Source organism: Bacillus sp. A01H (assembly GCF_045277205.1).
Lineage (GTDB): Bacteria > Bacillota > Bacilli > Bacillales > Bacillaceae_G > Bacillus_A > Bacillus_A paranthracis.
In genome coordinates, this window is sequence record NZ_CP117702.1 from 4,878,129 (window position 1) to 4,892,784 (window position 14,656).

Below are 14,656 nucleotides of genomic sequence, written 5' to 3' on the forward strand. Positions count from 1 at the left end.
TTTCATTACTCTCCTTTTTATTTAACGTTAATTGGTAGTGGTGCATTAACTGCAACTAATTTTTGTTCACGCATTTCTTCCCAGAACGCTGCTGGAATCACTGTTTTCAATGCAGCTTGGTCTTCTGCAATTCGTTCCGGTTTACTTGCACCTGGAATAACAGCAGCAACCGCTGGGTTAGCCAGTGAAAACTGTAAAGCAGCAGCTTTAATACTGATTCCATGACGATCGGCAAGGTTTTTCATTTTATTAACTTTTTCAATGATTTCTGGTGACGCTTTTTGGTATTCAAAGTGAGTACCTCCAGCAAGAACACCTGAGCTATATGGTCCACCAACAACAATGTCCATATTGTTTTTTACAGCCGCAGGCATTACGCGTTCTAACGCACGCTCGTGGTCTAATAATGAATAGCGACCAGCTAATAAAGATACATTTGGTTTTGCTTCTTCTAAGTCCAGCATAAGTTCAATAGCTTCTACTTTATTTACTCCAAGGCCCCAGCCTTTAATTACACCTTCATCACGCAATTGAGTAAGTGCACGGAATGCTCCTGTTCGAGCAATCTCAAATTGTGAAATCCACTCATCTCCATAAAAATCTTGTGCTACGTCATGAATATAAACAAAATCTAGACGATCTGTTTTTAAACGTTTTAAACTATCTTCAATAGAACGAAGAGTTGCATCCGCACTGTAGTCGTTGATGATTTTATTTTTACGACCAAATTCGAAAAGTCCGCCTTTTTCACCTAAATCACGTGTAGATGGATCTTCCAATTCATCTGAAATAATTCGACCTACTTTTGTACTTAAGAAGTACTCATCACGATTTCTTTTCGATAGTGCTTCACCAAGACGAATCTCTGCTAAACCAGATCCATACAGTGGAGCTGTATCAAAGTAACGAACACCATTATCCCAAGCAGCATCCACTGTTGCGATTGCTTCTTCCTCTGGAATATTACGGTACATATTACCTAGTGGTGCCGTACCAAAACCAAGTGTACCTTTTAATAAATCTTTCATTTAAAATCTCCTCCTAAAATCTATTTAAAAATGATGAATGAATATCAATTAATGTGACAAGGGCTGACCGATTAAAGCACGATAGTTATGAAAAATAACGTATATGCTTTTTAGTTCTACACTACTCATTTCCCTCTCACGTATGTAATTATGTCTTATCTACAACACAATAAAAAGTACGCACTTTAAAGTGTTATAGATACTAATAAGTAACAATTTTATGTTTCAACGTCTGTAGCTCCAAAATAAAATGATTTTATAAAAAAAACCTATTTTTGCGGAGATAACCGTAGAAATTATGAGTGGAACATAGAAATTTGTTATTACTCTTCATTCAAAAAAGGCCAAAACGAACTGAAATATGTTCGTTTTGGCCTTTTTACCTTCTTTAAAAGATTACATTACATTTCGAACAAAAAGGAGCAGAATTCCCTTTTCTAATTTTCGCATCACATTTTGGACAATATACGTATCGTTCTTCTATCTTTTCTCGTTCTATCATATGTAATGATACTATTCTCATACTACACATGATTCCAATTAAAATAAGGCTAACAATGAGTAGCATTCCTCTCACTCCTCCCCTTTAAATTTTACCATAAAATAACAAACCCGATTCTCTCATCGAGAATCGGGTTTATATTTACAATCCTAACTTTGCCTTTGCACCGTCAGGAATTATTTCTTCTTCTATTTGTACCTTATCGTGCACAGACTTTCCTCTCGTAATTACATGCCAGTATGAACCTTTTTGCAATGTATCCACTCCATCAATTGTTATCTCTTTTTCGTTTCCATCCTTATCATATGTGTTCACTGTGTATGCACGGCCTTTATTTCCACCTAAATCTTTTCCATCGTTATCAATTACGGCATAACGATATTCTAATTTAAGAAACGGGTTCATGGAATCTACTGTAGCACTCCCACTTAATAAATATGCCGCTCCTGCGACGATAACAAGTAATGATCCAAAAATAAATCTTTTCATCTATATTCCGCCTTTCATTATGTTTTCTTGAGAACATTTCTAAGTATAGAGCGCATTTCTTAATAAAAACTCGTACTGTTTCTTAACTTTTTCTTAATGTAGAAGAAATGTGGCGTTACATCTAGGTACATGAAATTATATCGACGATTTTTCAAATATATCGAACACAACTCAAAATATATCAACGATTTTTTCAATATATCGACGTTTCGACAAGGAATATCGACTTACCGACAAAAACTGACAGTAGAAACAACAAAAGAGGCTGTCCAAAATGGATTTTGGAACAGCCTCCGCTACTTACTCACTACTGCACTTCTTTTTACATAAAACAAACTGCCAATTAAAACGACAATTACGCCAAAATACACACCATACTCTATCGCAACTGCTACAATTCTTTCAATATGTTGTCCGAATAAAGAACCGAGCACAAAATAAATGAGCGTCCAAACAAATCCTGTCGTATAGGAATACACAGCATATATCCGAAATGACATGTTATTCATTCCAACTACATACGGTACAATATGTCTTACAACTGGTATGAAGTAACTTGTAACTAACGCATAATGACCATATTTCTCTACCATTTGTTGAGATTTCAAAAGATATTTTGCCTTTTTCTTTTTCATTAGTTTATGAAGTACTTTTGTACCAAATATTTTCCCTAGTATATAACCTAAAGAAAGTCCGGATACAACTCCTAAATACGTTAATAAAAATGCAGGAATGATACTTAATATCCCTAGTGAAGAGACAAATCCGCCACTCATTACAATCATTTCGTCTGGAATTGGCATACCGATAATACCCAACCATAAACAGAAAAATAACGCCCAATAACCATACTGCTCAATATAGGATAATAATTCATGCAATTCCATTATGCATATACTCTCCTTAGCTCTTTTTTACAGCTAAAGACGTACGCTGGCGGGAAATTGAGCCACACTTTTTCTAATGTAATTTGAGGAAAGAAATGCTGTATAAATCCTTTTTTCACAAGTGAATATTGAAATGTTATGAATTCCCCATTCTCATGTATTGCTTCCATTACATTATTTAAAATGCGTTTTGAAACTTCTTCTGGTAAAGAGGTAAAAGGTAATCCCGATAAGACATAATCCACGCATTCTATATGAAACTCTTCCATATACTTCTTTATATTTTCAGCTGAACCGTGCACAACAATGACGTTCTGCTCATCTTTAAACTTTCTCTTTAGCTCTTTGCAAAACACTTCATTTATTTCAATAAGAAGAAATATTGTTCCCTTCTTTTTTCTCTTCATAATCTCCTTCGTAAAAACCCCTGTACCAGGCCCTAACTCTACAATGCATTTTGCTTTATTAAAATCAATTACATCTACCATTTTCTTTGCTAATATTTTTGAACTTGGCGCAACTGCACCAGTATGTTTCGGATGTTTAATAAATTCATGTAAGAATGTTATGAGCTGCATGTAAACCTCTCCCCATTCGTTCAATAGTTTTTAACTTGTTTCTAAGTATAACTATCGTTTCTTAACAAAAATTGAGGAGATTTCTTAAAATTTTATGAAGAATATATCATTTGTTCTTATATATAAACATCTCTCTTATATTTATTAATTTGGTATAATAGATATAAAAAGAACTTTATGGAAGGTACCATCACTACGTCTATTTTCATACAACATCTGTAGAAATAAATCTGTCAATTACCTTTCATTATTATCCAACATATGTAATTATTTTGTATGAGCAAAGAAATTCAAATAATAAGAAATTTATATTTTGTAGAAACGAATATAGGTTCAAATATATTTCAAAAAGATTTAAAAGGAGAAGATTATGAATAATTATATCGACATACAGCACTTATGCGACCTTGTACATAGCACTTTTCATGTACCTGTTCAATTTTTAGCTACTAATAAAAAAATTGTATATGAATCTACTTCTCATACGATTGGTAGTCCTTTTTATACTTCTAAAGAAGAACATCTGAATGAACTTTATCAAGAAAATGCTCCTTGTAATTTTCCAATTTTCAAAGGGAATAAATATCTTGAGAATTTCATTAGCATTCATATAACAAATCATGAACATATAAAAGGAACGATTATAATCGGCCCTACCACTTACCCAAAAGTATCAGATGAAATGGCTATTAAACTTATGAAGTATTTCAACTGTAATGATAAAACGCAGCAAGGAATAGACTACTATCAATTTCTACCCGAGATGAAAAAAAGTACACTAATTGATATAAGTATTTGGTTACATTACGTCATTTTCAATGAAAAATTAGATCGCGATATTGTTTGGAAAAAAAATAAATTGCTCGAAGATGTTTCTTATAAAATCGTAAATCCTGATCTATACATTTCAAAACGTCTTCGGCATGATCCGCAACATTATGACATATCATTGGAACGTAAATTTTTTTCTGCAATTAAAGAAGGCAATAAAGAAAAAGTCATACAATATGCATATTCCTTCCCGCAAGAAGATTCAGCAATTTCATCTAAAGGAGATCAACTAAGAAACCCAAAAAATAATGGCATTATCGCCATTACGCTAGCTATTCGATATGCGATAGATGGTAATCTTCCATCACATATTGCTTTTTCACTCGGTACTTTATATATTCAAACCATTGAAAAACTAGACAACATGTATTCCGTAAATAGATTAATTGAAGATGCATTATGTACTTTTGCAGAACGTGTAAAAGAATATAATAATCAAGCATATTCTAATGCCATTACTACATGCCTAAATCATATTCACAAACATATTTACGATGAAATAACTCTTAATGACCTTGCTAACCTTTTACATATTTCCCCTACTTATTTATCAAAGCTATTTAAAAAAGAAGTGGGAATTCCTTTAAGTGAATACATCCAGAGGGAACGAGTAGAAGAAGCCAAAAAGTTATTAACATTAACGACCTACCCACTATCAGATATTTGTGCCTGGCTCAACTTTAATGATCAAAGCTATTTTACGAGAGTCTTCAAAAAAATTACTAACATGACTCCTAGACAATATCGTGAAAATCATACCGTTATATAAAAACGCTTTCTTAATAGAGGGTGAGATAGTTGTCATACTTGCTCACCTTCCTCCATTTGATTTCCTCTCCTTCATCCAAAATAAAGTTTTAATCCTCTTCAAAAAAGTACAAAAATGACAAATAAATTACTATAAATAAGTGAATGAATTTGATAATTTTTTAGTACTAAGCAAATTCGCTTCCCAATCAGACATAATAAAACTAACACAAGGTACTTCGGAATGATCAGCAGTAGTTACTTCCATAGTGATTAACCTTCCTATATAGAAAATATATTGTTAGGAGAATAGAAAGCATGAGTAGTACAAATATATCAAAATCGGTTCAATTGACTAGTATGTCTAAACAATCTGCTCACATGAAAGAATCGGGAAAAGTATCATCATACGATGATAGAGAAAGAATTGAAGACACTTTATTACGCTCATTCATTTCAGAAAAACAAATATTGGTCACTTATTATAAAGATAATTATTTCCCTACAATGTATATGACTGTAATTGAATTAAACCCTTTGAAACGTTCTTTAATATGTATAGATACCTTTGGCCGTAAACATACCTTTAGTTTCATCGACATAATTGATGCACGTTAATTATTTCTATACAAAAAAGCCACTCACCTATAAAAATTAGGTAAATGGCTTTTTCCTTCCTCACAGCTTCACTTATTATTTCGCACTCACAATCTTATAATAAGAACGAACTGTTAAGAAGTAATATCCGATATAAATAGCGCCGTATACTCCAATACTAATTAGGAGTGGGATCATGATTTCATACGGTAATATGTTCCCTAAACCTTTTAGTGCAAACAAGCTGTGCAAAATTCCGATTACTAACGGAATAGCGAAGATAAAGCTTACTTGTTTTGCGATAGCTTTCTTCATTTCTTGCTTCGTTACACCAACTTTATGAAGGACAATGTAACGATCACGGTCAGCACTTGCTTCTGTTAATTGTTTAAAGTAAATGATTGAGCCTGTCGCTAATAGGAAGACTAATCCTAAGAATAACCCAATAAACATCATTAAGCCTGTCGTTTCAAGCCCCATTTGGAATCCTGTATAGAAATCGTTAAATGGTTTTAAAACTTCTGATTCACCAGCTGGCATAACGCTTGCTAATTTCGCTGTTAACTCTTTACTATTTCGCTCACCTTTTACATCAATATTTTTTACAGTGCGCGTTTCGTTTACTTGTTTCGCCTGCTCATATGTTTGATCTGGAACGATTACAAATAATTCATTTAAGTTTGTAACACTTCTACTATTTACACCTTTAATCTTTAACTCTTTCGATTCATTTCCAACAGGGAATACAGCTGTATTTCCTGTGTAAAGAGGACCAAAATCAAGTGTTTCAATATATAAGCTATCATATACAAAAGCTTCATTCGCACTTAAATTTACAGGTTCTATATCTAAATGTTTCACGATTGTATTAAAGTTTGATTGAGAAATAAGCTGGTACTGCTTCGTCACATTATAGTGTGTGTTCAGAACTTGATCCGCTCTTTCACCTTTAAATGTTCCTTTCACAGGAATCATTTCAACTTCTGATTCATATGTGACTGGATGATTATTCTTTTCTCCAGCAAGTATTTCATTTACTTTTTTATCTAATGCTGCATCTTTTTTCTCATAGGAATAACTATACGGCGCAGCAACTTTTGATTGCGTAAATGTGTTGTAATACATCGTAACTGACGTACCAACCGCCGTTAATGTTACTGCACTTAAAATAGCGATTGTCGCCAGTGATTTCGCATTTCCTTTAATGCGATAGAGTAACTGTGATGTCGTTACCATATTCATACCGTTATAAAACGCTGATTTATTATTTCTCGCACGTTTCAATATAAATACTGTGAAGAACATGAACAATAAATAAGTTCCTGCTACTGTCGCTAATAAAATGTATAATGCAACGACCATAAAGTCTGCATACATAACTGCTTTCATGTACATTAGCGCTAAGAAATAACCTGAACCGATTAAGAAAACTGAAATGAATGCCATAATAACAGAGCCCTTCGGCATTGCTTCTCCTTCACGTTCTGCACGGAAAAGTTCAATTAGCTTGAATCGATAAATTAAACGATATCCTTGAAGTGATGTATATAAAATAATCACAAAGAAAATAATTGCTGTATCAATAATGGCAGCCATCGGTACTTCAAAATGAACATTTAAATTTAATCCCATCATATTTACTAATAACTCAAGGAATAATTTTGAAAGGACACTACCAATCGCAATCCCGATAATTAAAGACATTAACCCCATTAACATATTTTCATAAAAGAGCATTTTACCAATTTGTCTTTTACGAATACCTAATAAGGAATAGAGTCCAACTTCTTTTTTACGTTTTCTTGTAAAGAAACCGTTCGAATATATAATAAACACCGCTACGAAAATGATAAGCATCACACTGGAAACTTGGAATGCCCCGCTAATTTTTTTAGAAGCTTCCGCTGCTTTTTCCATTTGTGAATTATATTGCAGTGCTTTAAATGTAAAGTAAATAACGATACTAAAAATCATAGATGCAAAATATACAAAGTAGTCTTTAAAGTTCCGCTGTATGTTGCGGAGGGCAATGCTAGATAAGGTCATCAGCCATACCTCCGGAAATAGAAGACATTACATCAACGACTTGTTGGAAGAACTGTTTACGCGTTAACTCGCCGCGGTGCAATTCTTTATATAACTCACCATCTTTAATGAAAATAACTCGTTTACAGTAACTTGCCGCAAACGCATCGTGCGTTACCATTAAAATTGTAGAATTATCATATTCATTTAGCGACTTCATACTTTCAAGTAAATCTGTCGCTGATTTCGAATCAAGTGCTCCCGTTGGCTCGTCCCCGAAAATCATACTTGGATTTGTAACGATTGCACGTGATGCCGCACATCTTTGCTTCTGTCCACCAGATACTTGATATGGGAACTGACTTAAAATATGATCAATACCGAATTTCTTTGAGATTTCAAGAACGCGGCGATCAATCTCACTCGCTTTCACCTTTGATAACGCAAGAGGTAACGCAATGTTCTCTTTTACAGTTAACGTATCTAATAAGTTATAATCTTGGAAAATGAAACCTAAATGATCGCGGCGGAATAACGCTAACTTATCATCATTCATTTTCACAATATCTTTTCCATCAATTAAAATTTCACCGTTCGTCGCATTATCAATTGTAGAAAGAACGTTTAGTAAAGTCGTCTTTCCAGAACCAGAAGGTCCCATAATTCCAACGAACTCACCTTCTTTTACTTGTAAGTTAATACCTTTTAACGCTGCAAATTTATTACCACCCGTGTCATACACTTTTTCAATATTTTTTGCTTCTAACACTGTTTTCATCTCGACATCCCTCATTTCATCTATTCTCTATTTTCACTATATACATTCTCTACTTTTTCCACTATCGATGTTTCTTACACAAACATGACAGTTATGTAAGACCAGTAAGCAAAGAAATCAAAATTTAACCTAATGAATCAAAGTACTTTGTTACTATAACATTGGGATATCATGCCATCCATTCATTCTCCTTACAGGAACATTACAATTTTGTAAGGTACAAAATGTACCCTACAAAGTTGTGCACGAAATGTCGGATGGAGCTATTTCGTTCCTGCTATTCTATGTACAGAGGAGGTCATCATATGGATTCACTTAAAAATATGAATGCTGCAATGCACTATATTGAAAACAACCTAACAAATGAAATTAATTTTAAAGAAGTTGCGAAGCTAGCTTACTGCTCGGAATATCATTTCAAAAGAATGTTTTCTTTTCTAGCTGGCATATCACTATCAGAATATATTCGTTGTAGACGTCTGACTCTCGCTGCTTTTGAACTAAAAAATAGCGATGCAAAAGTCATTGATGTCGCTATCAAATATGGGTACAACTCACCAGATTCTTTTGCGCGTGCCTTTCAGAACTTGCACGGCATAACACCTTCAGAGGCCCGAAATAGTAGTCATTCCCTAAAAGCCTATTCACCAATGACCTTCCAATTATCCATCCAAGGAGGAAATGAAATGAATTATCGAATTGAAGAAAAAGAACCATTTCGAATTATAGGTATTACAAAACGCGTACCGATTGTATTTAACGGTGTAAATGAAGAAATTGCTTCTATGTGGAAAAGTTTAAATCCAGATGTCATTCAAACTTTAAAGTCACTTTCAAATATGGAACCTACTGGAATTATTAGTGCTTCTACTAACTTTTCTGAAGGAAGAATGGAGGAAAAAGGAGAACTTGATCACTATATTGGCGTAGCCACAATGAAAGATTGCCCAGAGCAATTTGCGCAACTTGAAGTTGCAGCTTCAACGTGGGCTATATTTGAAGCTGTTGGTCCATTTCCGGATGCACTACAAAATGTATGGGGGCGTATTTATTCTGAATGGTTCCCTTCTTCGAACTTTGAACTAGCGGAAGGACCGGAGATATTATGGAATGAACAGAAAGATATATCTTCTCCAAACTTTAAAAGTGAAATCTGGATACCGGTTTTGAGGAAATAAAAAATAAAGCTGCTTTTCCTTTTAAGGAAAAGCAGCTTTATTTTACATTTTTAGTTCTTTTTTATAAGCGACATAGGAATATCCCATCGTTAATCCTACTGCACCAATAATAACTACAACCATTACGAAAGATTTCCACGTTACTGGTACAAAAACACTTAAAATCATAATAATTCCTAATATAACAAACACCTTTCCACTAAAACGGTGCGTTTTTCTCCACACTTCTTCGTTACTTAACGTCCACGGCGTTTTTATACCTACAAAATAGTTTGGTTTGCACTGTGGTAAATAGTTTCCGATGACTATAAATAAAATACCAACTAATAATTCCGGCACACGGTTAATGAATAAGTTGTATCCTAATCCACTTGTAATAATATCTATATTCCCTATAAATAGTAGCAGTAGTATCCCGTTATTCATCATCATAAAAGCTTTAGAGAACTTCTCGTAATTTGCTTTCTTTGGGTCAATCTTTGGTAACACGTTTAAAAAAATATATAAAACAATCATAATTCCAACCATAGAAAGCATTCCATATAATTTAGAAGAATATCCATCTACCTTACCTCCGCTCCAATGCGTTGCAATTGTATCCGGCAAATGTGGCCAAGCAAACGCCCAAGCTAAACAAGTTATAACAGTTAATAAGATTGCAAAAAGATGTTTTCTCATTTCCCCTCTTCCCCCTTATTCGTAAACGTAAACACCCAAGTCAACAAATCTTGAAATACAGTTGTGTTTAAAGAGTACACAACGAATTGCCCTTTCTTTTCATCTTGAATAAGTTCAGCATTTTTAAGTGCGTTTAAGTGGTGTGAAATACTTGGTTTTGTCATATTGAAATGTTCAGCGATCTCACCAGCGGTTAGAACACCTTCTTTTAATAAGTCCAAAATTTTTCTCCTTGTTGGATCTGCTAATGCTTTGAATGCTTGATTCAATGTCTTTCTTCCTTTCACTAATTAGACATTTAGATATTTATCTAAATGTTAAAATGTTTTCAGTTAATTGTCAATTATATACGAGGCCCTTTTTACTTTCTCCGCTTTTGACCTATACTGTTTATTAGCTTATCTTTCAACATAATGAAAAGACTTAAAACACATGATACACTATAGCTACAATTGTTTTTTAGGAGGAATATACATATGTATAAAATTTTAATCGTTGAAGACGATCCAAATATTTCATCATTACTACAATCTCACATTCAAAAATATGGCTATGAAGCTGTTGTTGCAGAGAATTTCGATGATATTATGGAATCGTTTAACGCTGTGAAACCACATCTTGTTTTACTTGATGTAAACTTACCGAAATTCGATGGATTTTACTGGTGCCGCCAAATTCGTCATGAATCTACTTGTCCAATTATTTTCATTTCAGCTCGTGCTGGTGAGATGGAACAAATTATGGCGATTGAAAGCGGTGCGGATGATTATATTACAAAACCGTTCCACTACGACGTTGTAATGGCAAAAATTAAAGGTCAATTACGCCGTATTTACGGTGATTATGCACCAAACATTTCTGAGCGTATCGTTGAAGTAGAAGGATTAAAACTATTCCCAGAACGTCCTGAAATTCACTTCGGATCTGAACAAGTTCTTTTAACGAAGAAAGAAGCTATTTTAGCAGAAATGTTATTATCTAAATTCCCTCGTACAGCGAGCCGTGAAGATTTGTTAGCTGCGCTTTGGGATGACGAAAGCTTCGTTGAAGAAAACACATTAAACGTAAACATTACGCGTCTTCGTAAAAAGTTCAATGAGCTTGGTATTGAAAATGCTATTGAAACAGTGCGCGGACTTGGGTATCGTTTTAACGCAACTTGGAGTGAATAAGCATGAAGCTATTTTTACGTGATCATTTTGCATTTTTTCTACTGTACGTATTAAACTTCGGTATCATTTTCGTTCTGTATGATGCAGTAGATGGATTCCAAAATAATAAATTTTACTTCGTCGTTTTAAGTTTATACTTATTTATTTGTTTCCTCGCTTACCGTTACGTTCGTAATCGTAGAATGTACCATAGATTAAGTGAACAACCAGAAAAAATGGAAGATGCATTTATTGAAAGAGCAACTGCTCCGATGCCTCACGGTGTAAATGAACTCGTGCGCACGCAGTATCGTCTATTCCAAAAAGAACTACAATCGTACGAAGTAAAACAACAAGAACATCAATTATTCATTAACCACTGGGTGCATCAAATGAAAACGCCCGTTTCTGTTATGCAACTTATGGTACTCGAAATGGAAGATGAACATTTAATTCCGAAATTCAAAAAAGAATTAGAACGTCTAAACCAAGGGCTTGATATGGCTTTATACATGGCAAGGTTAAATAACTTCCATGAAGACTTCCATGTTGAGACGATTTCATTAAAAGATACGGTAACGAAAAATATTAATGGATTAAAAGAACTATTTATCCGAAACGGAGTCTTCCCTGTTTTAGAAGTTCATTCTGATTTACAGGTTGCTTCTGATGCGAAATGGCTAAAATTTATCATCTATCAGTTAATGACAAATGCCGTTCGTTACTCTGGTGAGCGCGGCAAGAAAGTATTCTTATCCGCTTATCGAAACGGAAAAGATATTATTTTAGAAGTTCGTGATGAAGGTGTTGGTATTCCGCAAGAAGATATTCGACGAGTATTCGAACCGTTTTACACTGGGAAAAATGGTCGTACATTCGGAGAATCTACTGGTATGGGACTTTATATCGTAAGTAAAATTTGTGATTATTTAGGTCACTCTGTCAAACTAGATTCTGAAGTTGGGAAAGGAACGACGATTAAAATCATCTTCCACAACGCTGCAAATAATCAAGCAGAATATACGGAGAAGGTGACCGAAGCATGATCGTGACATATGCAAGCAAAATGTATGAGAACTCACTCTCATACATTTTTTGCAATAAAACTACTTCTATATCTTCTAACCGGAGGTATAATTTATGACATTTTGGCAATTTGCATTTAAAAACGTCACGCGCAACTCGAGAGCTTATTTTGCTTACTTTGTAAGTAGTTCTTTTTCGATTGCCGTTTTCTTTTCATTTGCTGTTTACTTATTCCATCCGAAATTACAAAACTTTGGCACGGTCTCTGAAATTTCAGGATTAATGATATTTTCAGAAGTAGTAATTGTATTTTTTTCTTTCTTCTTTTTACTATATTCCATTGGCACTTTTTTAAAAGTTAGAAAAAAACAATTCGGCGTTTTGACCGTTTTAGGAATATCGAGAAAACAATTACACCGTCTCGTCTTCATGGAAAATATGTTAATCGGTATTTTATCTATCTTTTTCGGCATGCAGTTTGGACTTGTATTTTCACAATTTTTCTTATTAGTCACAGCAAAAATTACGCACGTACCAGGCATATATTTATACTTACCTATTAACGCTTTTATTTTAACGACAATCGTCTTCCTTAGTCTTTTTATCGTTGTATCTACGTTGACACCGATGCTCATTCGTACAAAAAAAGCGGTACACCTTTTAAAAATAAATAGTAAAAAACGAAAAGAAAGAAAACCGTCCATACTTATTTCTTTATTTGGTGTGATTTGTTTATTTGGTGGCTATGCGTTAGCTGGAAATCCTAAATATTTCGTATCAGTAAGCCCACAAATAGGTGTTATATATATGGTTTCAAGTATTTTCGTCATTCCAATGCTCGTTACAATCGGAACATATTTCTTCTTTTCACAAATTAGTTTCTTACTTATTCATATTTTAAAGAAAAGAAGAAAATTTTATATGAAACGTATTAATATGCTTTGGATTTCTGATTTAGCAAACCGTATTCGAACGAATATTAATATGCTTTTTATTGTAGCAATGCTATCTACTATCGCTTTCACAATGATTACGTTCCTATATGGGTTCGGAAAATTTATTAAGCTAGACGTTAATCGAACTTCGCCTTTCCCAATTTCTTATTTTTCTTATGATGCGAATCCTTTTGTTACAGAGCATTTAAATTGGCTTGAGCAACAATTAAAAAAAGAGCATTTTCCTTATGAGAAAATAACAGCTGATATGTATGAAACACCGCTAGAAGAAGATAAAGGTATAGCTATTTATAATGACGTATACGCAATTAAGCAAAGTGACTATAACAAACTTGCGAATTCTTTACGAATGAAACAACTATTTATAAATGATAACGAGGCATATGTTTTAACGGGGACGTCTTATATCACTATATTCAATGAATTTGAGCAAAGCTATAAAAGAGATTACATTACACTCTCTAGTACAAATACGAAATTAAAAGTAAAAGGCTATGAACAGATCCATGCAATTCCATCTGACTTTTCATATCAAACGATCGTTTTGCCTGATATTGTTGTGAACAACTTACCTAACTCGGTAAAGCATATATCGGCATATAATTATAAAATTCAAAATTGGGAACAGACATATGAAATTGCTGATACTTTTATAGAAAAAGTGCAAAAAGATCGCAACAACTCCCAATATGAAGGGACTCTTATTCGACTATTTGAATCAGCAGGATCGTTATACAGAATAACATCTGGTAGTGCTGCATACTTCCTAATTGGAACATTTTTAGGAGTTATTTTCTTCATTGGAGCCGGTAGCGTTCTTTACTTTAGAATGTATACAGATTTGACGAACGAACAAGAGAAATACATAACGATTTCTAAAATTGGTGTAACAGGTGCAGAGATGAAACGATCTGCAACCATACAACTTAGTATTTTATTTTTCGTTCCGTACATTATGGCATCCATTCATACAATGTTCGCAACGAAAATGCTACAAGATGTAATTGGCTTATCTTTGTTCAAAGAAGTTTCAGCCGTTCTTATTATTTTTGGATTCGTTGAAATTGTATTTTTCTTATTCATTCGCTCACTTTATATGCAGAAGTTATCACAATATACTGATACACATTAAAAAGGTTATTACATGAAAAAGGTGGGATCTCTTCCCTCCTTTTTCATGCCCATTATATTAGGAGGTTTAGGTG

General features: G+C 33.8%; 15 protein-coding genes. 6 read left to right on the plus strand and 9 right to left on the minus strand.

The annotated features are described in order from the left end of the window. Nucleotides 1-17 precede the first annotated feature (17 nt). From PSR14_RS25930 to PSR14_RS25950, 5 genes are all read right to left on the minus strand, one after another. Entirely contained in the window at nt 18-1,028 is a 1,011-nt protein-coding gene (locus tag PSR14_RS25930) for an aldo/keto reductase (RefSeq protein WP_000653984.1), read from the minus strand. A gap of 388 nt (nt 1,029-1,416) precedes the next feature. Continuing rightward, nucleotides 1,417-1,596 carry a hypothetical protein gene (locus tag PSR14_RS25935; RefSeq protein WP_000924671.1) on the minus strand — a complete coding sequence of 60 codons (180 nt, stop codon included), beginning with the start codon at nt 1,594-1,596 and terminating at the stop codon, nt 1,417-1,419. Nucleotides 1,597-1,671: 75 nt separating this feature from the next. Further along, entirely contained in the window at nt 1,672-2,019 is a 348-nt protein-coding gene (locus PSR14_RS25940; RefSeq protein ID WP_048557016.1) for a YxeA family protein, read from the minus strand. A 296-nt stretch (nt 2,020-2,315) separates the two neighbouring features. Further along, complete coding sequence (locus PSR14_RS25945) at nt 2,316-2,906, minus strand: DedA family protein (RefSeq protein ID WP_000418914.1); 591 nt, start codon at nt 2,904-2,906, stop codon at nt 2,316-2,318. Beyond that, complete coding sequence (locus PSR14_RS25950) at nt 2,906-3,484, minus strand: class I SAM-dependent methyltransferase (RefSeq protein ID WP_001176078.1); 579 nt, start codon at nt 3,482-3,484, stop codon at nt 2,906-2,908. The genes PSR14_RS25945 and PSR14_RS25950 overlap by 1 nt, the downstream gene beginning before the upstream one ends. A 370-nt stretch (nt 3,485-3,854) precedes the next feature. On the opposite strand from PSR14_RS25950, the gene PSR14_RS25955 reads away from it, so the two are divergent. Then, nucleotides 3,855-5,084: a helix-turn-helix domain-containing protein gene (locus PSR14_RS25955; RefSeq protein ID WP_098487222.1), complete on the plus strand. Its 1,230-nt coding sequence runs from the start codon at nt 3,855-3,857 to the stop codon at nt 5,082-5,084. A gap of 296 nt (nt 5,085-5,380) precedes the next feature. Beyond that, the gene (locus PSR14_RS25960; protein WP_000099615.1) at nt 5,381-5,680 is read left to right on the plus strand and encodes a YolD-like family protein; all 300 of its coding nucleotides are present in this window, start codon (nt 5,381-5,383) and stop codon (nt 5,678-5,680) included. A gap of 75 nt (nt 5,681-5,755) precedes the next feature. Here PSR14_RS25960 and PSR14_RS25965 read toward each other — a convergent pair whose 3' ends face one another. Then, nucleotides 5,756-7,705, minus strand: coding sequence for an ABC transporter permease (locus PSR14_RS25965; protein WP_098487221.1), 1,950 nt, complete (start codon nt 7,703-7,705; stop codon nt 5,756-5,758). Further along, the gene (locus PSR14_RS25970) at nt 7,692-8,462 is read right to left on the minus strand and encodes an ABC transporter ATP-binding protein (protein WP_000859654.1); all 771 of its coding nucleotides are present in this window, start codon (nt 8,460-8,462) and stop codon (nt 7,692-7,694) included. Before PSR14_RS25970 ends, PSR14_RS25965 begins: the two co-directional genes overlap by 14 nt. 305 nt (nt 8,463-8,767) lie before the next feature. On the opposite strand from PSR14_RS25970, the gene PSR14_RS25975 reads away from it, so the two are divergent. Further along, nucleotides 8,768-9,640: an AraC family transcriptional regulator gene (locus PSR14_RS25975; RefSeq protein ID WP_048557013.1), complete on the plus strand. Its 873-nt coding sequence runs from the start codon at nt 8,768-8,770 to the stop codon at nt 9,638-9,640. Nucleotides 9,641-9,682: 42 nt separating this feature from the next. Here PSR14_RS25975 and PSR14_RS25980 read toward each other — a convergent pair whose 3' ends face one another. Continuing rightward, the gene (locus PSR14_RS25980; RefSeq protein ID WP_074531947.1) at nt 9,683-10,318 is read right to left on the minus strand and encodes an SdpI family protein; all 636 of its coding nucleotides are present in this window, start codon (nt 10,316-10,318) and stop codon (nt 9,683-9,685) included. Then, on the minus strand, nt 10,315-10,587 hold the full coding sequence (locus PSR14_RS25985; RefSeq protein ID WP_098487220.1) for an autorepressor SdpR family transcription factor: 273 nt from the start codon (nt 10,585-10,587) through the stop codon (nt 10,315-10,317). Before PSR14_RS25985 ends, PSR14_RS25980 begins: the two co-directional genes overlap by 4 nt. Before the next feature lie 207 nt (nt 10,588-10,794). On the opposite strand from PSR14_RS25985, the gene PSR14_RS25990 reads away from it, so the two are divergent. The 3 genes from PSR14_RS25990 (at nt 10,795) to PSR14_RS26000 (ending at nt 14,583) form a co-directional block, all read left to right on the plus strand. Beyond that, nucleotides 10,795-11,490: a response regulator transcription factor gene (locus PSR14_RS25990; protein WP_000276737.1), complete on the plus strand. Its 696-nt coding sequence runs from the start codon at nt 10,795-10,797 to the stop codon at nt 11,488-11,490. A 2-nt stretch (nt 11,491-11,492) separates the two neighbouring features. Then, nucleotides 11,493-12,515, plus strand: a complete 1,023-nt coding sequence (locus tag PSR14_RS25995; RefSeq protein WP_048557011.1) for a HAMP domain-containing sensor histidine kinase — start codon at nt 11,493-11,495, stop codon at nt 12,513-12,515. Nucleotides 12,516-12,609: 94 nt separating this feature from the next. Continuing rightward, nucleotides 12,610-14,583 (plus strand): FtsX-like permease family protein, encoded by a 1,974-nt coding sequence (locus PSR14_RS26000; RefSeq protein ID WP_048557010.1) that lies wholly within the window; start codon nt 12,610-12,612, stop codon nt 14,581-14,583. The last annotated feature ends 73 nt before the right edge of the window (nt 14,584-14,656 follow it).